Genomic DNA, 20,502 nt, shown 5'->3' on the forward strand with positions numbered 1-20,502 from the left:
CCGCCGTACACAGGAACTTCTCGGATTCCGATGAACAGGACGTGCGCCATGGCTCCTGCCACCCTTTTCGAACTCTTCGCCGCCAGCGCCGAGCGGCATCCCGAGCGGATCGCGCTGGAGGTCCAGGGCGAGGTCCTGACCTACTCCGAACTGGATGACCTGGTGGCCGGGTTGGCGACGTCCATGGCGGAACGCGGCGACGGCCGGCCGAAGACGGTCGGCCTGCTCGCCTCCCGCAGCCTGGTCGCCTACGCCGGCTACCTGGCGGCGCTGCGCCTCGGTGCGGCCGTCGTACCGCTCAACCCGTCCTTCCCCTCCGCCCGGATCCGGACCATCGCGGCGACGACGAAGCTGGACCTGATCGTCGCCGATCAGGCTGCCGCCCAACAGGCCGAGCTGCTCTTCGCTCCGGAAGCGGAGCCGGCCGAGGAGCTCGGTCCGGCCCTGCTGACCGTCACCGACCCCGAGCTGACCCGGCTCAGGACGGGTGCGCCCGAGAACGGTCGGCTCGCTCCGGTCCATCCGGCGTCGCGGGAGGACGTCGCGTACATCCTCTACACCTCCGGCTCGACCGGGCGGCCTCGCGGCGTCCCGATACGGCATGCCAGGGTGCTGCCCGCGCTCTGGTGGCTGATCGGCAATCACGACTTCGGCCCCGAGGACCGCATCTCGCAGAACGTCGAGCTGTCCTTCGACGTGGCGGTGTACGAACTCTTCGCCACCTGGGCGGTCGGCGCGGCCCTCGTGGTGCCCCGGCCGAACGACGTGTTCCGCCCGTCGGCGTTCGTGAACGCCAAGCGGATCACGCACTGGTTCTGCGTCCCCTCGGTCGGGAGCATCGCGGCCCGCACGGGCGCGCTCGCGCCGGGATCGATGCCGACGCTCGCCGGCGTGATGTTCGGCGGGGAGCGCCTGCTCGCCGAGCAGGCCAGACAGTGGGCCGAGGCAGCCCCCAACTCCCGCTTGTGGAACGGCTACGGTCCGACCGAGGTCGCGATCTGCTGCGTCGAGCAGCCGCTCGGATCCCTGGATTCACTCAAGGCGCCCGGTTCCAACGGAACCCTTCCGATCGGCCGGCTTCCGGCTCACGTGGAGCACGTGATCCTCGACGAGTCGGGCGAGCCCTCGCAGACGGGTGAGCTCTGCGTCCGTGGCGACCAGCGCTTCGACGGCTACCTGGATCCCGCCGACGACACCGGCCGCTTCCTCCTCTGGAGCCCCGGCGGCCGCGCCGTGGTCCACGACGGGACCACCCCTCTGACGAAGGACCACTGGTATCGGACGGGCGACCGCGTACAAGTGGAGGGAGATTCCCTGGTGTTCCTCGGCCGGCTGGACCACCAGGTGAAGGTCCGGGGCCAACGCATCGAGCTGGGCGAGGTCGACACCGCCCTGGCACGGCACCCCGCCGTACGCGACGCCGTGGCCGTGGTCCACGAGACGGAACTCGAATCGGTACTGGTCGCCTACTACGCCGGCGAGGAGACGCCACAGGCCGAACTCACCGCGTTCCTCCGCGAACTGCTACCGCTGTACATGGTTCCGGGCCGCATCACGCACCTCCCGGAGCTGCCGCTCAACGCCAACGGCAAGGTCGACCGCACGGCGATCACCGCACGGGCCGCCCATGGAGCCGGAACCGGATCGTGAGGACCCCGGACGGGTGCCGGTCGAGCGGAACCCTGATGACACGGGCAACCGGTGGCCCGTGTCACGGGAAACGGATACCGTGATCGCCCGCGGCCTCCGTGGCCGTCGTGTGCGCCTGCCGTCCGGACCGGGGGGAAGATGGAAGAGCTCACAGGCCAGGATCCGCGGGTTCTCGGCGGCTACAGACTCCTGAGCCGGCTGGGGCAGGGCGGGATGGGGCGGGTGTATCTGGCCTCGGACGGTGGCGACGGCCTGTTGGCGGTCAAGGTCATCCATCCCGAATACGCGGGGAACGAGGAGTTCCGGCGCCGTTTCCAGCGTGAAGTGCGTGCCGCCGCACGGGTCAAGGCGGTGGGGGTGGCGCGAGTGATCGCGGCCGATCCGCACGCGGAACTGCCGTGGCTGGCCACGGAGTACATTCCCGGCCTGTCCCTGGCAGAGGCTATCGATGCCCATGGCGCTCTGCCGGCCGGCTCCTGCCACCACCTGGCGGCGCAACTCGCGCAGGCGCTGAGCGCCGTCCACACCGAAGGCCTGGTCCACCGGGACCTGAAGCCGTCCAACGTGATCCTGGGGGCGTCCGGCGCCCATCTGATCGACTTCGGGATCGCCCGCGCGGCCGATGACAGCGTCATCACCCATACCGGACAGACTCCCGGCACCCCTGGATTCATCGCTCCCGAGGTGCTGCGGGGCAAGGACTCGGACGCCCGTGCGGACGTGTTCGCACTCGGCGCGGTCCTCGCGTTCGCCGCCCAGGGCCGGCACCCCTACGGAACCGGAGCACCGATCGTCGTCATGGCCCGGCCCCTGGCGATGGATCCGGACCTGTCCGGAGTCTCCGATCCCGTCCTCGCCGACCTCTTACCCCGGTGCCTGGCCACCGACCCGGCGGCGCGCCCCGATCTGGGAACGATCATCCGCGCAGTCACCGACGGCTACACGCCCACCCGGTTCTGGGTACCGGCGACCGTCCTGGACGCCATCGGACAGCGCAGCCTGACCGCCCGGCACCTGACCGCACCACCGTTCCCTCGGCGCCCTTCCGGCCCTCCCGGCCATCTCGGCCCTCCCGGCGGGACCGCTCAGCCGGCCGGCGCGTCCCCGCCCTTGCACCACGCCGAGACCGTGACGCACGCCGGCGATCCGTCAGCCCGTACGCAGCCCGCCCCCGATGCCGCGAGGGCTCGCGCCACCTCACCGGACCCGGCCTCACCCCTGAGCACCATCCGGCCCAGCCGCCGGACCCTGGTGCGCGGGACGCTGGCTGCGGCAGTGATCGCGGCGGGCGCTGCCGGCGGCATCTCGCTGATCGACTCCTACACGAAGGACCGGGAGAAGGACCGTAAGGCGGATCAGCGGGCGAAGGACACCGACGCCAAGAACAAGGACAAGGCCAAGGAAGCACAACGGGCCCACGAGGCCGAGGTCCGTGCTGCCGCCGTGCCGTTGCAGGAGCGGACGATCTGGAGCCGGCCACTGGACGGATGGGTCCGCGCGACCCCGTGCTTGTCGGGGTCCACGCTGTACGTGACGGACAACGGCGACACGCTGCGGTCCGTGAGCCTGAAGGACGGATCCGTCCGGTGGACCCACGGCGTGGACGGATTCGGTACGGGCGATTCGCCCGTGGCCGTCGGTGGCGTGGTGGCCGCCCTCCACACCTCCGGCCTCGACGTCCTGGACGCCGGCAGCGGCAAACGCCTGTGGACCGCCGATGGGCCCATGGGACAGCTCTCCCAGCACCGCGGCCGACTCGTCTTCGACGACGGATACTTCATCTCCTGCTTCACCACCAGCGGTTCACGCGTGTGGAACCGCCGGTACAACACCGTTCAGAAGAAGTCCGGGCCCCTGGTCACGGCGGACGACACTCTGACGATCGTCAGTGGGGACGGGAAGCTGGTCGCCATCAACCTCGCGGATGGCCGGACACTCTGGGAACACCAGGTGGATACGGGCGGCGAAGCCGTGACCGCGGTGTCCGACGGATCGGTCGTCGTCTTCGGGTCGGCCGGAGTCAGCTCGTTCGAGCTGAGGACGGGCACCGAGCAATGGAACGTCAAGGTGCCCGGACTCGGAGGAGGCGTCGAGCTGGTGATCCACACGGACACCGTGTACGTCGGCGCCGGCAGCCACGGATTGTTCGCCTACGAGCTCTCCTCCGGCAAGGAGCGCTGGCACGCGTCCGACGGTCCGCATTCGGGCCTTCGCCCCGCATCCGACATGATCTACGGTTACGGCACCACGATCGTCGCCGTGAACAAGGCCGACGGCTCGACGGTCTGGAGCACCGTCGTGGACAACGATCCCGATCCGGACCTCGTCCTCGGCGCCGAAGGCATCTACATCCACGGCGATGGCGACAAGACGCTGTGCTGCCTGGACCACCGCACCGGACGCTTCCGCTGGACGATCCCCGGCATCCAACTCACCGACGGCTCCCCCGTCCCGACCCCGGACAAGCTCCTGGTCGGGATCGACGGAACCCTCCACGCCCTCAAGGTGTAGTCGGTCACCACGGTTGCAGATCGCCCGGGTCGAGCGCAGGAGAGCGCTCTCCCCCGGCGGGAACCTAACGCGCGTTCCCTGCCGAGGTCAAGGATCCGGGCGATCAACTCACTGACCGGGAAGCCGACTTTCCCCGCGCCACCGGGCGGCCGGGGACCATCGCCCGGGACCGGATCCCCCGATGTTGCGCCAAGGCGTTCCCTCGGCGGGGAGGCCTGGGCTAACTTCTGACCTCAACTCCCCCACCCCCCGCACTCACCCCACCATTCCGAGCTCCGGACGGACCGTCATGAGTCGTTCCATCGTGTTGCGCGATGTCAGCAAGAGGTACGGGCGCAACTCCCTCGCCGTCGAGCGCGTCTCCCTCACCGTAGAGCCGGGCGAGTTCCTGGTGCTGCTGGGGCCTTCGGGCTGCGGCAAGTCCACTGTCCTGCGGATGATCGCGGGCCTGGAGGACATCACCGAGGGCGCGCTGTTCCTCGACGGCGAGTACGCCAACCACATGCCGCCGAGCGAGCGGGACATCGCGATGGTGTTCCAGAGCTTCGCGCTGTATCCGAACATGACGGGGCGCGCCAACATCGGCTTCCCGCTGAAGCTGCGCGACCCCCGTGGTGATCACGAGCCGCAGGTGGAGGCGACGGCCCGGATGCTGGGCATCGAGGATCTCCTCGATCGCTTCCCCGGACAGCTCTCCGGCGGCGAGCGCCAGCGGGTCGCGATGGGCCGGGCCATCTCCCGCAAGCCGTCGGTGTTCCTGATGGACGAGCCGCTTTCGAGTCTGGACTCGAAGCTGCGCAGCCACCTGCGGGCCGAGATCGCCCGGCTGACTGCCGAACTGGGCGTCACCACCGTCTATGTGACGCATGATCAGTCCGAGGCCATGTCCCTCGGCCATCGCGTGGCCGTCATGCGCGGCGGCGTCCTGCAACAGGTCAGCTCACCGCGCGACACTTACGCCCTCCCCGCGAACGTGTTCGTCGCCGCGTTCATCGGCACGCCCCGCATCAGCCTCCTCCAGGCCGTCGTCCACGCCCCGCTGGGCGCCGGAATGTGGGTCGATCTGGGCCGGCACCGGCTCACCCTGCCCGAACCCCTGAGCACCGATCACCAGCTGCTCCGGATCCAGCAAGGGCGCCCGATCATCGTCGGCCTGCGGTCGGAGGCGGTGAGGATCGCCCCGCCGAGCCAGGCGCGGCCGGGTGAGGTGGCGATCACGGGCATCGTCGAGCACGTCGAATACCAGGGACACGAGGCGCTGGTCCACGTGGACACGGGCTCACGACCCGCGGTGGTCACGGATCTGGAGGCGCCCCGTCAGACGGTCGCGACCCGGCGCGCCCGCAAGCAGCGGCAGAGCGGCCTCGGCCGGTTCAGGGACCGGGCCGTGGAACGGCTGTCCGGGTCGGTGGCCGTCCTCGACCCGCCGCCGGAATCCATCCAGGGGCCGGACGCCGGTGCCGCACCGGAACGGTTGGGCGCGGTGCGCAGCGACCTCGTGGTGCGCACGGGACCCCATGTCCGAGTGCGGGTGGGGGCCCAGATCCCCCTGCTGGTCGATCTGGGGCAGCTGTACGTCTTCGACCACACGGGGCGTCGGGTGTCTCCGGCCGGGGACGGGTTCACACCACTGGAGAGGTAGTTCCCTCGCGCCCGTCGGCCCACCACGCAGGCTGCGGGGTGGGCCGGGGGGTCAGTGCGCCGCCCGCTCCTGCAGCGTGGTGCGCCAGGCCGGAAGCGGCTCCTCGCGTTCGGGTTGCGTGCGGTGGCCGCCGTGGGCGAAGAAGTCGGCGAGGGGCAGGATTCCCGCGCCGACCGTGACGGCGTCGGGGCCGAAGGTTCCGAGGTCGATGCGGACGTTGGCGGCCGGGTAGGACAGGGCGTAGGAGGTGGCGTAGGAGCGTACGGAGTCCAGGAAGCGGGTGCCGAGCTGCAGGCCGGCCCAGCCGCCGACGAGGATGCGTTCGGGCTGGAAGAGGTTGATCAGGTCGGAGAATCCCGCGCCGAGGTACTCGGCGGTCTCCTCCAGGACGGCCAGTGCCGTCGTGTCGGCCCCGGGGGTGGTGCCGTCGGTGTCCGGTGCCGGGTAGGCGGCGGCGAGCATCGCGGTCAGGGCGGTCTCCTCGTCCGTGTCGGCCGGCGGGCGCCCCCCGGCCTCGACCCAGCGTTCCAGGAGGGCCTCGGCCCCCGCGTACGCCTCCAGGCAGCCCTGGGCGCCGCAGCGGCAGCGGCGCCCGCGGACACGGACGGTCAGGTGGCCCCACTCGATGGCGCGGCCGGTTCGGGTGTCCTCGCTGACCACACAGGCGCCGACGCCCGAGCCGAAGAGCACGACGACGGCGTTGCGCGCTCCGCGGCCGGCGCCGAACCACATTTCGGCCTGGCCGAGGGTCTTGGCCCCGTTGTCGATGTAGTACGGGACGGTTTCGGGCAGCAGGTGCGAGTCGCGCAGCATCCGCTCCAGCGGGACGGCGTCCCAGCCGATGGTCTGGCCGTGGACGACGGCGCCGTCCGCGGTTCTGGCGACGATGCCGGGAACACCGATGCCGACGCCGAGGAGCCGCTCGGGGGCGATGCCGGCCCTGTGCAGGACCTCGGCGATGCCCTCGCGGAGGTGTCGCACGACGACGGCGACGTCGTAGCGGTCGATCCGGCGGGGCCCGGCAGCCTCCAGGGGGCGCTCGACGCGTGCGAGCTCGGTCAGGGTCAGGTCGAAGAGCTCGATGCGGATCCGGGTCTCACCGACGTCGACACCGATCATGTAGCCGCTGGCCGGGCTGACCCGGAGCAGGGTCCTGGGTCGCCCGCCGGCCGACTCCACGCTCCCGGCTTCCTCCACCAGGCCGTCGCTGACCAGCTCCGCGACCACGTTGCTGATGGATCCGGAGCTCAATCCCGTGGCGGGCCCCAGCGAGAAGCGGCTCAGAGGGCCGTCGAAATACAACCGTTGCAAAACAGCGGTTCGGTTCTCCCGCCGCAGGTCACGCACTGTTCGGCCGCTACGCACGCGCACTCTGTCCCCTGTCTTCGATACCCATAACTGCAAGATACCTGCGTGAACGCTCTTGACGAGTCCTTCGCTTGAGGTTTAACTCACATCCTAAATTAAGCCATGTGGTTTTGGGGGCGAACCGCGGAACGTCCGCCCCCCACCCCGCAGTCGGCATCCCCGTTCCTTCCTGAAAGGCCCATGGAGCCATGCGCAGAATCAGAGTCGCAGCGGTCGGCGCAGTCACCCTCTCCCTCGTCCTCGGAGCGGCCGCCTGTGGCGGCGGCTCCACCGACGGGAGCGGGTCCAACGAGCAGCCGAAGACGCTGACCTACTGGGCCTCCAACCAGGGATCGAGCCTGGAGGTGGACAAGCAGGTCCTCCAGCCGGAGCTCGACAAGTTCGAGAAGCAGACGGGCATCAAGGTCAAGCTCGAAGTCGTGCCGTGGGGCGACCTGCTCAACCGCATCCTGACCGCGACCACCTCCGGCCAGGGCCCCGACGTCCTGAACATCGGCAACACCTGGAGCGCCTCGCTGCAGGCCAGTGGCGCTCTGCTGCCGTGGGACGCCAAGAACTTCGAGAAGATCGGCGGCAGGGACAAGTTCGTCGAGTCGGCGCTCGGCTCCACCGGCGTCCAGGGCCAGGACCCGGCGGCCGTACCGCTGTACTCCATGGCCTACGCGCTCTACTACAACAAGAAGGCGTTCGCCGACGCGGGCGTCGCCAAGCCGCCGACCACCTGGGACGAGGTGATCGCCACCGGCAAGCAGCTGACCAAGGACGGCAAGGCCGGGCTCGGTGTCGAGGGCTCCAACCTGTCGAACAACATCCACCAGGTCTTCGTCCTGGGCAAGCAGCACGGCGCGGACTTCTTCACCGCGGACGGCAAGGCCGACTTCACCTCCGACGGCGCGGTCAAGGCCGTGAAGCAGTACGTCGACCTGATGGCGGACGCGCAGATCGTCGCCAAGGGCAACGCCGAGTACTCCCAGAACCAGTCACTGAGCGACTTCGCCAAGGGCAAGACCGCCATGGTGCTGTGGCAGACCGCGTCGGCGACCTTCGCGGCGCAGGGCATGAAGGAGGACGAGTGGGGCGTGGTCCCCGCGCCCGTGCAGTCCGGTGCGCCGGGGACGGGCACGTCCACCAACTCCATGGTCGCCGGCATCAACATGGCCGTCTTCAAGAACACCAAGAACATCGACGGCGCCACGAAGTTCGTGAACTTCATGACCGGTGACGAGGAGCAGAAGGTCCTCAACAAGGCCTACGGCTCCATCCCGCCGGTCAAGTCCGCGCAGACGGACCCCGCCTTCAACACCCCCGGTCTGGCCGTCCTGCGCGACACGCTCGCCAAGAGCGCCTCCGCCCTCCCGCAGGTCCCCGAGGAGTCGCAGTTCGAGACGGTGGTGGGCACCGCGGTCAAGGAGCTCTTCGCCGACGCGGCGGCCGGCCGTCCGGTGACGCTGGAGTCGGTGAAGGCCAAGCTCGAGAAGGCCCAGCAGCAGATGCCCAAGAAGTAGGCACGGACACCTCATGACGACCACCGCACCCCCTCGTACGGGCAAGCGGACGGTACGGAAGGACCACCCCGGAGCGGCGCCCCGCACGCGCCGCCCCGGGCGGCTCCGCCGCATCTCCCTGCCGTACCTGCTCCTGCTCCCCGCACTCGTCCTCGAGCTCCTGGTCCACCTGATCCCGATGGTCATCGGCATCGTCGTCAGCTTCAAGGAGCTCACCCAGTTCTACCTCCGCGACTGGAGCAACGCGCCCTGGTCCGGCCTGGACAACTACTCCCTGACCGTCGACTTCGACGCACCGGTCGGCGAGGCACTGCTCAGCTCCTTCTTCACCACGTGCCTGTTCACCTTCTTCTCCGTGGGTCTGTGCTGGCTGATCGGCACGGCGGCCGCGATCTTCATGCAGGAGACGTTCAGGGGCCGGGGCATCCTGCGCACCATCTTCCTGGTGCCGTACGCGCTGCCCGTCTACGCCGCCGTCATCACCTGGGCCTTCATGTTCCAGCGCGACAACGGCCTGGTGAACCACGTCATCCACGACCAGCTCGGGCTCACCGACAGCCCGCCCTTCTGGCTCATCGGCGACAACGCCTTCATCACCCTGCTGGTCGTCTCCGTCTGGAAGGGCTGGCCCTTCGCCTTCCTCATCATGATGGCCGGCCTGCAGAACATCCCCCGCGAGATCTACGAGGCCGCGGCCCTGGACGGGGCGGGCGTCTGGCAGCAGATCCGCCGCATCACGCTCCCGTCGCTGCGCCCGGTCAACCAGGTCCTGATCCTGGTGCTGTTCCTGTGGACGTTCAACGACTTCAACACGCCGTTCGTCCTGTTCGGCAAATCGGCGCCGGCCTCGGCCGACCTCATCTCCATCCACATCTACCAGTCCTCGTTCCAGACCTGGAACTTCGGCACCGGCTCCGCGATGTCCGTCCTGCTGCTGCTGTTCCTGCTCGTGGTGACCGGCCTCTACCTCCTGTTCACCTCCCGAGGAAGGAGCGCCACCGATGCCTAAGCACAGTCAGGTGGTGCAGTCCCGGTCGCCCATGGCGCCCCCCAAGTCGTTCCTCGTGAGCCGGCTGGTGTTCCTGACGCTCCTGACCGGGTTCGTCCTGCTGCCGGTGTACGTCATGATCTCCAGCTCGCTGAAGCCGCTGCAGGACGTGTCGGGGAAGTTCCAGTGGATCCCCTCGGGCCTGACCATCCAGCCGTACTTCGACATCTGGAAGACCGTCCCCCTCGGCGACTACTTCATGAACTCGCTGATCGTGGCCGGTGCGGCGACCGTCTTCTCCGTCGTCATCGCGATCTTCGCGGCCTACGCCGTCAGCCGCTACTCCTTCCGCGGCAAGCGCCTCTTCACCGTCACGGTGCTGTCGACGCAGATGTTCCCCGGCATCCTCTTCCTGCTGCCGCTGTTCCTCATCTACGTCAACATCGGCAACGCCACCGGGATCGCGCTCTTCGGCTCGCGCGCCGGGCTGATCCTCACCTACCTGACGTTCTCGCTGCCGTTCTCGATCTGGATGCTGATCGGATACTTCGACTCGGTCCCCCGGGACCTCGACGAGGCCGCGAAGGTCGACGGCTGCGGTCCGCTCGGCGCCCTCTTCCGCGTCATCGTGCCCGCCGCGATCCCCGGCATCGTCGCCGTCGCCGTCTACGCCTTCATGACGGCCTGGGGCGAAGTGCTGTTCGCCTCGGTCATGACCAACGACGCCACCCGCACCCTCGCGGTGGGCCTGCAGGGCTACTCGACCCAGAACGACGTGTACTGGAACCAGGTCATGGCCGCCTCGCTCGTCGTGAGCCTGCCCGTCGTCGGCGGCTTCCTCCTCCTCCAGCGCTACCTCGTCACCGGGCTGACCGCCGGCGCCGTCAAGTAGCCCCCTCCTCCCATTGATCTTCGAAAGGTTCGCTGTGTCGGATTCCATTGACCTCGGCGCCTTCCCTCAGGACTTCGCCTGGGGCACGGCCACTTCCGCGTACCAGATAGAGGGAGCCGTCAAGGAGGACGGCCGCGGCCCCTCCATCTGGGACACGTTCTCCCACACCCCCGGCAAGGTCGACAACGGCGACACCGGTGACGAGGCCTGCGACCACTACCACCGGTGGCCCGAGGACATCTCCCTCATGAAGCGGTTGGGCACCAACGCCTACCGCATGTCGATCGCCTGGCCGCGCATCGTCCCGGACGGCTCCGGGCCGGTCAACGCCCGGGGCCTCGACTTCTACGACAAGGTGATCGACGGGCTCCTGGAAGCCGGCATCACCCCCTCGGTGACGCTCTACCACTGGGACCTCCCCCAGGCCCTGCAGGACCGCGGCGGCTGGACCGTCCGCGAGACCGCCGAACACCTCGCCACCTACACCACCGCCGTCGCGGAGCGCCTGGGCGACCGCGTCACCCAGTGGGCCACCCTCAACGAACCCCTCTGCTCCGGCTGGATCGGCCACCTCGAAGGCCGCATGGCCCCCGGCCTGACCGACCTCACCGCCGCCGTCCGCGCCTCCTACCACCTCCTGCTGGGCCACGGCCTGGCCACCCAGGCCCTCCGTGCCGCAGCACCCGGCGCGCAGATCGGCATCGTCACCAACCACTCCACGGTGGTCCCCGCCACGGACCACCCCGAGGATGTCGCCGCCGCCGTCCGCATGGACGGACACACCAACCGCTGGTGGCTCGACCCCGTATACGGACGCGGCTTCCCCACCGACATGCGCGAGCTGTACGGGGTGGAGCTGCCCGAGCGCCCCGGCGACCTGGACACCATCGCCGCGCCCCTCGACTGGCACGGACTCAACTACTACTTCCCCGCCACCGTCGCCAACGACGCCACGGGCCCGGTCCCCTTCGCCCGCGAGGTCCGCCTCCCGGACGTACCGCGCACCGGCCTGGACTGGCAGATCGACGCCGACGGCATCGAGTCCCTGCTGCTGCGCCTCACCCACGACTACGGCGTGCAGAAGCTCTACGTCACCGAGAACGGCTCCGCGTTCCCCGACACCGTCGGCCCCGACGGGGCGGTCGACGACCCCGAGCGCACCGCCTACCTCGAAGGACACCTGGCCGCCTGTGCCCGCGCCGTCCGCCAGGGCGCTCCACTGGCCGGCTACTACGCCTGGTCCCTGCTGGACAACTTCGAGTGGGCCTACGGCTACGACAAGCGCTTCGGCCTCGTCCACGTCGACTACGCGACCCAGCAGCGCACCGTGAAGACCAGCGGCCGCCGCTACGCGGACATCGTCCGCAGCCACGGCCGGCTCCACGCGTAGTCCGGCGGCCGGACCGGTCCCGACCGGCTTCGCTCCCCGGGGCACGGTCGGCCGTCCTCACCCACGCAGAACGCCCGGCTGGGACACCCAGCCGGGCGTCTGGCTGTTCCGGGGCGCCGCGGGCCGGCCCCGTGGATCCGTTCAGGGGCGCCACTTCGGGTCGTTGCGCGCCGACTCGTGGCGGCTGTAGTCCGGGTGCTCGAAGCGGTGGTACTCGAAGATCTGGTCAGCCCATACCGGGTCGAAGGGGAGGTGGGCGCGGAGGGCGTTCACCTTTCCGACGGTTCCCTGCTTCGCCGCACGGTTGAAATCGGCGATCGCGGCGAGTTCTCCGGTCTCCTCGACGATGGACAGGATGTCGTCGAAGTAGCTCGTGACGCGTGGCAACAGGTGATCGTCGTCCGCGTCGCGGAACAGTGCCAGGGCCGACGTGGTCGAGGAGTAGTAGTCCAGGTCGAAGGAGACGAACCCCAACGGGTTCTTCGCCAGGTGGTCCGCGTGGGTGCGCAGGAACTCGGGTACGGTCTCGGACACGTCACCGAGCACGAGCCCGGCCGAACCGGCGAGCCCGGAGAGCGGCTCGCCTCGCCGCGGCGGGTACTGCCCCCGGGCCCACATGTAGGGCACGTCCCGGTGGTCGGCGGGTTCGGGCAGTCCCTCACCGGAGTCGAACCCGAAGACGTGGACGTCGATCCCGCTGCTTCGTGAGTACCTGCGCGCATGCCGGCTCAAGGCCTCCAGGCCTCCGCCGCCCCCCACTCCGAACTCCACGACGGTGATTCCGCCGCGCCCCAGCGAGCGAGCCAGTTCCACGGCCTTGCGCACACCGTAGGCGTACATGGGGCGGTCCACGAGGCCGAAGGAGTAGCGAAACGCTTCCGAGAACACCGGCATGCGCTCCGCAAAGCGAATCATCGACTGCAGCCGATATCCCGGCATGGACCAGTCCCGCAGGGCGTGGCTGAGATCGGGCATTATCACTCCATTTTCACAGTCGCCGAATCCGAGGTGGACGTCACAGGGTCGGAGCGAATCACAAAGCCCGACACACCAGAAATGCGCCTTTTCACATGGCGCCGCTGCAAACGTAGATCATCGCGGCTGGAAACCTACAGTGAATTTCGAGCCGCCCACCCGGGGGCGTTATATCCGGATCTGAAGCCCCATGGATGACGGAGCGCCGACGACTGGACCGCCACAGACGACACCCGGGCGACGCCCCGCGGAACAGTCTTCGCAGCTCAGGAAGGTGCGAGGCGGAGGACTCTTCCCTCACGAATTAATTGAAGCCATGCAGGACAGGAGGTGGCCGATTCCCACCCCACCGACAGGGCCACAACCTCCCTACAGGCGGCCTGCTCAAACCGCCTCAGCACCATAGGCACCTCAACCCCAGGGGCAACATTCAGCCAATCACCTTGAGGTATGGCTTTTATTAATACATGAAGGAAGAGAGTTCGCCTCCCTGCGCCCTGAGCTGCGAGGAGCCGCCCGCACCGCGCCGGGCGCACCGCGCGAGCCGGCCCGCACCACCGTTCGCAGCGGCCGCCAATTCATACCTGAACCATGACATCCCCCCACCAATCGATGAGGCGAGAAACATGCTGCCTCTTCCGGCCATCGCGATCTACGTTTGTAGTCGTGAATACCTCGTGGCAGCTCCGTTCGGGATCTCGCGAAGACGAGCAAATACCTCGAACGACAACACCGCGGGGTGCACCAAACCGTGAAGGAGGAAGAATGTCTCTGCCGCCGACCACGCGAGATCCCTGGGCAGACGTGGTGAGCGTCCGGGGTTTTCAGTGCGACGAACTGATATCCGCCCTGCAGAAATACATCCGCAGGGGAAACTTGGAGGAAGCCCTCCTCGTCGCCCGGGAGATGTACGAGACGAGCCCTGAGCTCGAAGCACACTTGTGGACCCGACTCCTGGTGATCTCCATTTCTGACTGCAACGACGGAACGTTCACACAGACCCTCGTCGTCGAGTCACTGAACCGCGTGGGCACACGCATGCAACGGGGCACCGGCGAGCGCTGGGGCTTCCTCGTCCAAGCCGTCCGCTACCTGGTGGCGCTCCCCAAGGACGAGACCACGGACGAGATCTGCATGTGGTCGCGGCACACGATGAACAAGGGCCTGCGCGGCCCGGTCATCCCGGACTACGCACTCGACATCCATACCGAGGCGGGCCGCAAGATGGGCCGCGGGATGGCCCATTTCCTCGGAGACGGCACCGTCGTCGCCCATCCCTACTCGGGTGCCGACCCGACCTTCGGCGAGCGGGTCCGGGAGATCGTGGCCCGCGGGGAGTGGGGCTAGACGTGGGCTCGACGGCACTCCCCTCTCCCTCGAGCGCGAGGAAGCGATGGACCGCATGCGCATAGTCGTCACCGGAACCGGTGGTGCCTCCGGCTATGCGGTGGCGTTGCAAGCCGAGCAGCTCGGGTACGACGTCCTGTGGGCCGACGCGGATCCCCTCTGCCCCGCCCTCCTGGCCAACTCCCACCGAGCGAGCCTGCTCCCTCCCGCCTCGGAAGGCCGCACCTACCTCGAAGCCCTCGCGAAGGTGGCGACGGAGTTCGGAGCCCGCCACGTCAGCTTCAACACGGACGCCGAGGTCCGCTACGCCGCCGGCGAAGTGGACGCCTTGAACGAGCTGGGCCTGGCCCAGTGGATGCCTTCGGCCGAAACGGTCCGGGTCTGCTCGGACAAGGCGGAGTTCGCGAGCCGGCTGAGCCGGGACGCCCGATTCCGTACACCGGTCTCCTTCCCGGCCGACGGCCTGCGGGCCGGCCCGCTTCCGGCCGCCGGCGTGTTCGTCAAGAAACGCGCGGGCAGCGGCGGGGCGGACTCCATGGTCTGCTCCAGTCGGCCGGAACTCGATGCCTGGCTCGCCCGGAACCCCGGCGGACTGGTCCAGGAAGTGCTGACGGGGCAGGAGTTCTCCGCCGACTGCCTGTACACGGGCTCGGGGCTGCCGCTCGTCGTCGCCCGACGGAGGCTGAGAACCCGCTCCGGCATGTCCACCGTCACCGAGACCTTCCACGACCCGGAACTCGAACAGCTCATTGCCGAACTGCTGCAGGAGCTGCACGTCGTAGGACCCTCCTGCGTTCAGGGATTCCTTCAGCCCGACGGCATCGTCTTCACGGAGATCAACGTTCGGTTCGGAGGCGGGTGCGCGGCCGCCTTCTGGGGCACGACGCACCTCGTGGAGCAGTACCTGGTGCTCCTGACCACAGGAGACAGGTCGCTGCCCGAGGGTCTGCACGAAGCACGCGCGTTCCGCACGACCAGGCTCGTGCGCGTTCCCGGCTACCAAACCCTCAGAGCCGGGCAGGAGCCCGCGGCGGAGGAGCGCACCGCATCCATGGAGACGCGAACGGGGGAGAAATGAGAACGAAGCGGGGGAGCGTGCTCGTGATCGCACCGCATCCCGATGACGAGACGTTCGGCTGTGGAGGCACCATCGCCACGCTCGCGGCCTCCGGCATGCAGGTCTTCGTACAGCTCATCGTCCAGCACGGGATCAACACGGGCGGCCCGGCGACGGCCCGGGTCGCCGCCGACAGGGGCACGGAGTTCGCGCAGGCCTGCAACAAGCTGGGCGTCAGCGACTTTCACGTGATGATCGAAGACGGGGATCACCACGACACACTGCACACGCAATCGGCGCGGCTCATCGCCTCCATGGAGTCCGGCTCGCCGATCTCCATCGACCGCGTAAGGCCCCAACTGGTGCTGCTGCCGACCCGCGGAGCCTTCCACCAGGACCACCAGGTGGTCCACCAAGCCGCATTCGCGGCATGCCGCAACCGAGGGGCCGGGCACCACACACCGTCCGTGATCCTCGGCTACCAGTGTCCCGAGGACTCCTGGAGCTCTCAACTCGAGCAGGCCACGGCCGTCCTCGACATCACCGAACACTACGGACAGAAGCAGGCCGCGATCGCGTGCTACCAGCACCAGACCAAGCCAGACCCGCACCCGCGGTCCACGAGCGGCATCGAGACGGCCGACGCCCTCCAAGGGGCGGCCATCGGAGTCCCGTACGCGGAATCGTTCGTGACCTACCGGACGGATCTGAAGTTCATCGCCGAGGCGACACGAGCCCAGGAGCCGACGTGCGGGAGCACCTAGAGGACTGGGAGTGGGCCCAGACCATCGTCAGGTTCACCGACCAACGGCCACCGGACGAAGTGGTCCAGAGCGTTCGGGCCATCCCCCTTGCCGAGCACGGCGTCGTGGTCTGTCGGCTCGCCGACGGCACGGCCTTCCTCCCCGGTGGAACCAGGGAAGAAGGCGAGTCGGTCGACGCGTGCATGAGCCGCGAGCTACTCGAAGAAGCGGGATTCCTCATGAAGGGGCGACCCCACTGGTTCGCCGCACACAGCGGCGTCTCCTACCACCGCGTCCCCTACAGGCCCCACGCCCCCTTCCCTTTGAAGGCCTGGCTGTGGGGAGTGGTCGAAGGGAAGCTCACCGGTCCCCCCACGAACCCCGTCGGAGCCGAACAGGTCACCTCCGTCAGCGTGCTACGACCGCAGGACGCCGTAGCCCTCCTCGAAAACGAAGGCCGGGGCTATGCGCAAGCGCTCCGGCACTGGATGAGCTCGGGAGCCCCCGTTGAGTTCTGAGCAGGACACCGAACGCGATCTGATCGTCGACACCGACACGCTGGGAATCAACGACGACGCCCTCGCGCTCCACTACCTCTTCGCCCTGCCACGCGTCCCTCGCCTGATCACCACGGTGTTCGGAAACACCACCGCCGCCATCTCCACGGGACACGCGCGCACGCTGACCCGCGATCACCTGCTCGACGTCGACGTCGACGTCGACGTCGTCCGCGGATGCGAAAAGCCCCTGTGGTGGCACACCCCCGTCCGGGAGGAGGTGCGCGGGATCGTGTCGGCTCTGCCCGCGCACACCTACCTGGCGTCGCTCCGTCCGGACAACGACGGCTTCTGGGACGCCGACGTCGCGGACGGATCGGCTCCCGACGTGCTCGCCGCGGCCCTGACCCGGTCCGAGGGCTCCGACGTGCTCGGCATCGGCCCCCTCACGAACATCGCCCGGGCCCTGCGCGCACTGGGGTCCTCGGGAGTGGCGCGGCACCGTCTGTGGATCGCCGGTGGATCCATCAGGAGCGGAAACGTCACGGAGCGCGCCGAGTTCAATGCGTTCGCCGACCCCGAAGCCCTGCAGGAGTGTCTGTCGGCGGGGTGGGAGGCCGTGGTGATGGTGCCGCTCGAAGTTCTGCAGGCCCCGCGGCTGAGACCGGTGGTGGTCGAACGGATCAGGCGTACCGGCACTCCGCTGGGAGCCGCTCTGGACAAGCTGGAGCGCGAGTCACCGCGCGGTGAGAGCACGGACCGCGAACCCATCTGGGACGTTGTGGCGGCCTTGATCATGGCGGACGGCGCCATGCCGTACGAGGCCGAGGCGGGAACGATCTGCGTTGACACGGATCCGGTGAACCGCGGGGCCATTCGATTCGAGCCGGGGCCAGGGACGCACCGCCGGGTGACGGACATCGATCCCGACACCCTGGTCAGCCGGTTCGAAGCAGCGGTGAGCCGGCCGAGGAGGTCTCCTTGAGCACCGGCGCAGACCTGACGGTCATCATCCCCGTTCGCGACGATCCCCTGGTCTATCGGTGCTTGGCCTCCATCGACGTTCCCTGCCCCGTCATCATCTCCACCAACGGTTCCCCGGACTGGTTCCTCGACGGGTTGAGGACCTATGCGAAAGCCGCATCGCACGTGACCGTCCTGAGCACCCCGGAGAGCGGCATCGGACTGGCTTACAACCGGGCGATCACGGAGGCGGTCACGCCCCTGGTCCTGCTCATGGACTCCGACTGCGTGTTCGAGCCCGGAGCCATCGCCTCGATGCGGGCCGAAGCGTCCCACGGTCTGGTCAAGGGGCGTGTCCGGTTCGAGTCCGAAGGCCGCGGCAGCCGACTGGTGGCCTCGGCGCGACGGCTGACGGAAGACCCTCTGGTCACGAAGAAGGTCAACGCCTACAGCCCGCCGCTGCTCTACCGCACGGACATCGTGCGGAAGATGGGCGGCTACCACTTCAGCACCGCCATGAAATGGCGCGAGGACCGAGATTTCGAGTTGCGCCGGCGAAGGTCGAACATACCCGTCCGGCTCGTCCCCGAAGCGGTCATCTGGCATAAACCCCTCAGCGTGCGGGACGACTTGAGAAGCGTCCGGGCCTACGGGGCGGGCCAGGCCCACGGCGAGTTCCTGAAGGTGCTGCCCATCATGTCGCTGCGCCACGAGCTGAGGAAGGCGCGCAGGGTGGCGTGGCGAGGCGTACGGAGCGGCGATCCCGGCGCGGGGTTCTACGCGGCCTTCAGGAACCTCGTGGTGTTGGTGAGCCGCGGAACCGCGATACGGCGTCAACGGGGGACGAATTGATCAGGGCCGTCTTCTGTGATCTCGACGGGACTCTCGTGCGTCCGGACGGTCTCGTCCTCGACGAGGACATCGACCTGCTGCGACAGGTCTCGGCGGGCGGGGCCCGTCTCGTTTTCGTGACGGGGCGCCCCTCGCGCTGTCTTTCCGACCTGCCGGCAGCCCTCAAGGAACTCTCCCTTCGGATCGTCACCTCGAACGGGGCGTCGGAAGTCGTGGACGGTCGGACGCTGATCCTCGCTCCGCTCGACGGGCAACGGGTGCGGGACTTCTGCGAGGCGCTGCGCCGGGTCGATCCGCACGTCAGCTTCGCGACGGAGTTCGAGTCCGCGTTCGGCTATGAGCCGGGATACGCCTGGTGGCCGGCCACCGATACGGGCGCGGACGGGTTCTGTGCGGACATCACGGAGCTCACCAGCAGTGTTCTGCCCATCACGAAGCTGCTCTGCCGCAGCGGGGACCTGAATGCCGGGGACTTGACCCGCAAGGCCCAGGCCCTGGGGTTCGAGGTCACCATCACCTACTCCTGCACACCGCAGGAGGGCGGACCGGTCGAGGTGCTGTCGCCCCTCGCCTCCAAAGGACACGCGGTGCGCAGGATTCTTGAGGAGGCGGGCGTGACACCGGCCGAGGCGGTCGCCTTCGGCGACCGGGCCAACGACATTCCGATGCTCGAATGCGTCGGTGAGGCGGTCGTGATCGGAGCCCCCGTCGAGCCTCGCCTCGCGGCCTTCCCGTGCGCGGATTCGGTCGGGACATGGCTGGCGGCCCACGACGACCGCTGGCGTACGCACCACCTGGACACCGGGGGAACAACGTGAAGCCCGCTCGTTCCACCACCGGCGAAACCGGGAAGGACGCCCCCGGCGGACGCCGGTCCAGCGGGACGACGGCGTCCCTGGGAATCGCCGCAGGATGCTACGCCCTCGCCATGTCGGTGTTCGGCACCACGCTCAGCCTGTTCCTCGCGGATGCCGTGGGTGCGGGGCCGGGGCTCATCGGCTTGTACTTCATGGGCTGCGCCGTCGCGGGCATCGGCATCAATCTGGCCATGGGTTGGCTCTCCGACCGGCTGCCCGACAGAAGGATCGCCCTCTCCTCGACCGCGCTGGCAGGGGTGGCCGGTGCGCTGGTCTTCGCCGGCGCCCGTGACTACGCCGTGGTGTTCGCCGCCGGAGCCGTCCTCCTCGGTCTCAACGAGGCCTACATCTCGCAGATGTTCGCGTACGTGAAGGAGTTCGCCGATCACACCGGCAGAGAGGTGACCCCGTTCAGCTCCTCGGTGCGGTCCGTCTTCTCCGCCGGATGGGTGATCGGTCCGCCGGTCGGCCTCTTCCTGTTGGTCCACGCCGGGTTCGGGCGCATGTACGCGGGCGCCGCGGGCCTGCTCCTCCTGACCGCGATCCTCGGGCGCTGGTTCCTTCCCGCCCTGCCCCCACCTCCCCGGCCGGAGCCCAGGGACAAGGCGGAGGGGCGTGGTTCGGCCCTCCGCCGCCTCGCCGCCACCGTGCCGTCCCGCTCCTGGCTCCTGCTCGGCGCGGTGACGGCGGTCAACGTCGCCAACGGGATGTACATCATCTCCATCGCCCTGTACGTGACCAAGGACCTGCACTTGTCGCCCTCCTTGGTCGGGTTGATGGCCGGAGTCTGCGCGGCGCTGGAGATCCCCCTGATGATCACGATCGGTCGGCTGGCCGATCGCATCGGGAAGATGCGGGTCGTGGCCGCCGCCGTGGTCCTCGCCGTCGTCTTCTTCAGCCTGCTGCCGATGGCGGGCTCGGCGCCCGTGCTGATCGCCCTTCAGCTGCCGAACGCCTTGTGGATCGCGGTGATCACGAGCATCCCGATGGTGGTGGTGCAGCAAGAGGTCCCCGGCGGGACGGGCACCGTGTCCGCGCTCTACTCCTCCACCTTTCCGATCGCCCAGTTGTTGGCCGGCGCCATCACCGGAGTGGTCGCGGCGCAGGCCGGCTACCGCAGCGTCTTCTGGATCTGCGCCGGTCTGTGCGCACTCGCCGCCGTACTCCTGCTCGTGCGGAGGGCTTCGCGCGGCGCCGGGGGCGACCAGCGTTCCGGCTCGCCCGGGACGGCGGCTCAGCACTCAACGAACACGGGAGAGATCTGA

The 20,502-nt window shown here is 68.7% G+C and carries 17 protein-coding genes; 15 read left to right on the forward strand and 2 right to left on the reverse strand.

Annotated elements, in window-relative coordinates; translation table 11 throughout:
* Nucleotides 1-48 precede the first annotated feature (48 nt).
* The 3 genes from OG276_RS06055 (at nucleotide 49) to OG276_RS06065 (ending at nucleotide 5,803) form a co-directional block, all read left to right on the forward strand.
* Nucleotides 49-1,650, forward strand: coding sequence for an amino acid adenylation domain-containing protein (locus tag OG276_RS06055; protein WP_266903437.1), 1,602 nt, complete (start codon nucleotides 49-51; stop codon nucleotides 1,648-1,650).
* A gap of 138 nt (nucleotides 1,651-1,788) precedes the next feature.
* Nucleotides 1,789-4,161: a PQQ-binding-like beta-propeller repeat protein gene (locus OG276_RS06060; protein WP_266903438.1), complete on the forward strand. Its 2,373-nt coding sequence runs from the start codon at nucleotides 1,789-1,791 to the stop codon at nucleotides 4,159-4,161.
* Nucleotides 4,162-4,450: 289 nt separating this feature from the next.
* Nucleotides 4,451-5,803 (forward strand): ABC transporter ATP-binding protein, encoded by a 1,353-nt coding sequence (locus tag OG276_RS06065; protein ID WP_266903439.1) that lies wholly within the window; start codon nucleotides 4,451-4,453, stop codon nucleotides 5,801-5,803.
* Between the two features lie 51 nt (nucleotides 5,804-5,854).
* Here OG276_RS06065 and OG276_RS06070 read toward each other — a convergent pair whose 3' ends face one another.
* Nucleotides 5,855-7,174 (reverse strand): ROK family protein, encoded by a 1,320-nt coding sequence (locus OG276_RS06070; protein ID WP_266903440.1) that lies wholly within the window; start codon nucleotides 7,172-7,174, stop codon nucleotides 5,855-5,857.
* A gap of 185 nt (nucleotides 7,175-7,359) precedes the next feature.
* Here OG276_RS06070 and OG276_RS06075 point away from each other — a divergent pair, with 185 nt between their 5' ends.
* From OG276_RS06075 to OG276_RS06090, 4 genes are read left to right on the forward strand one after another with little or no spacing between them, the layout of a single operon-like run.
* The gene (locus tag OG276_RS06075) at nucleotides 7,360-8,676 is read left to right on the forward strand and encodes an ABC transporter substrate-binding protein (RefSeq protein ID WP_266903441.1); all 1,317 of its coding nucleotides are present in this window, start codon (nucleotides 7,360-7,362) and stop codon (nucleotides 8,674-8,676) included.
* Between the two features lie 13 nt (nucleotides 8,677-8,689).
* Nucleotides 8,690-9,685, forward strand: a complete 996-nt coding sequence (locus tag OG276_RS06080) for a carbohydrate ABC transporter permease (RefSeq protein WP_266903442.1) — start codon at nucleotides 8,690-8,692, stop codon at nucleotides 9,683-9,685.
* Between the two features lie 31 nt (nucleotides 9,686-9,716).
* Nucleotides 9,717-10,556 (forward strand): carbohydrate ABC transporter permease, encoded by an 840-nt coding sequence (locus tag OG276_RS06085; protein WP_266912565.1) that lies wholly within the window; start codon nucleotides 9,717-9,719, stop codon nucleotides 10,554-10,556.
* A 34-nt stretch (nucleotides 10,557-10,590) separates the two neighbouring features.
* The gene (locus OG276_RS06090) at nucleotides 10,591-11,946 is read left to right on the forward strand and encodes a GH1 family beta-glucosidase (RefSeq protein WP_266903443.1); all 1,356 of its coding nucleotides are present in this window, start codon (nucleotides 10,591-10,593) and stop codon (nucleotides 11,944-11,946) included.
* A 141-nt stretch (nucleotides 11,947-12,087) separates the two neighbouring features.
* Here the strand turns inward: OG276_RS06090 and OG276_RS06095 are convergent, their stop codons facing one another.
* Nucleotides 12,088-12,921, reverse strand: coding sequence for a hypothetical protein (locus OG276_RS06095; RefSeq protein ID WP_266903444.1), 834 nt, complete (start codon nucleotides 12,919-12,921; stop codon nucleotides 12,088-12,090).
* Between the two features lie 876 nt (nucleotides 12,922-13,797).
* Here OG276_RS06095 and OG276_RS06100 point away from each other — a divergent pair.
* From OG276_RS06100 to OG276_RS06135, 8 genes are read left to right on the forward strand one after another with little or no spacing between them, the layout of a single operon-like run.
* Nucleotides 13,798-14,268, forward strand: a complete 471-nt coding sequence (locus OG276_RS06100) for a hypothetical protein (RefSeq protein ID WP_266903445.1) — start codon at nucleotides 13,798-13,800, stop codon at nucleotides 14,266-14,268.
* 55 nt (nucleotides 14,269-14,323) lie between these two features.
* Nucleotides 14,324-15,346, forward strand: coding sequence for an ATP-grasp domain-containing protein (locus OG276_RS06105; RefSeq protein WP_266903446.1), 1,023 nt, complete (start codon nucleotides 14,324-14,326; stop codon nucleotides 15,344-15,346).
* Between the two features lie 23 nt (nucleotides 15,347-15,369).
* The gene (locus OG276_RS06110; RefSeq protein ID WP_266903447.1) at nucleotides 15,370-16,089 is read left to right on the forward strand and encodes a PIG-L deacetylase family protein; all 720 of its coding nucleotides are present in this window, start codon (nucleotides 15,370-15,372) and stop codon (nucleotides 16,087-16,089) included.
* A complete protein-coding gene (locus OG276_RS06115) occupies nucleotides 16,074-16,586 on the forward strand; it encodes an NUDIX domain-containing protein (protein ID WP_266903448.1) in 513 nt (170 codons plus the stop codon). The genes OG276_RS06110 and OG276_RS06115 overlap by 16 nt, the downstream gene beginning before the upstream one ends.
* Nucleotides 16,576-17,550, forward strand: a complete 975-nt coding sequence (locus tag OG276_RS06120) for a nucleoside hydrolase (protein WP_266903449.1) — start codon at nucleotides 16,576-16,578, stop codon at nucleotides 17,548-17,550. The genes OG276_RS06115 and OG276_RS06120 overlap by 11 nt, the downstream gene beginning before the upstream one ends.
* Nucleotides 17,547-18,380 (forward strand): glycosyltransferase family 2 protein, encoded by an 834-nt coding sequence (locus OG276_RS06125; protein ID WP_266903450.1) that lies wholly within the window; start codon nucleotides 17,547-17,549, stop codon nucleotides 18,378-18,380. The genes OG276_RS06120 and OG276_RS06125 overlap by 4 nt, the downstream gene beginning before the upstream one ends.
* Nucleotides 18,266-19,198, forward strand: a complete 933-nt coding sequence (locus tag OG276_RS06130) for an HAD family hydrolase (protein ID WP_266903451.1) — start codon at nucleotides 18,266-18,268, stop codon at nucleotides 19,196-19,198. Before OG276_RS06125 ends, OG276_RS06130 begins: the two co-directional genes overlap by 115 nt.
* Nucleotides 19,195-20,502, forward strand: coding sequence for a sugar efflux transporter (locus OG276_RS06135; RefSeq protein WP_266903452.1), 1,308 nt, complete (start codon nucleotides 19,195-19,197; stop codon nucleotides 20,500-20,502). The genes OG276_RS06130 and OG276_RS06135 overlap by 4 nt, the downstream gene beginning before the upstream one ends.

It is taken from the genome of Streptomyces sp. NBC_00086 (assembly GCF_026343255.1).
In the GTDB taxonomy this organism is placed as follows: Bacteria; Actinomycetota; Actinomycetes; order Streptomycetales; family Streptomycetaceae; genus Streptomyces.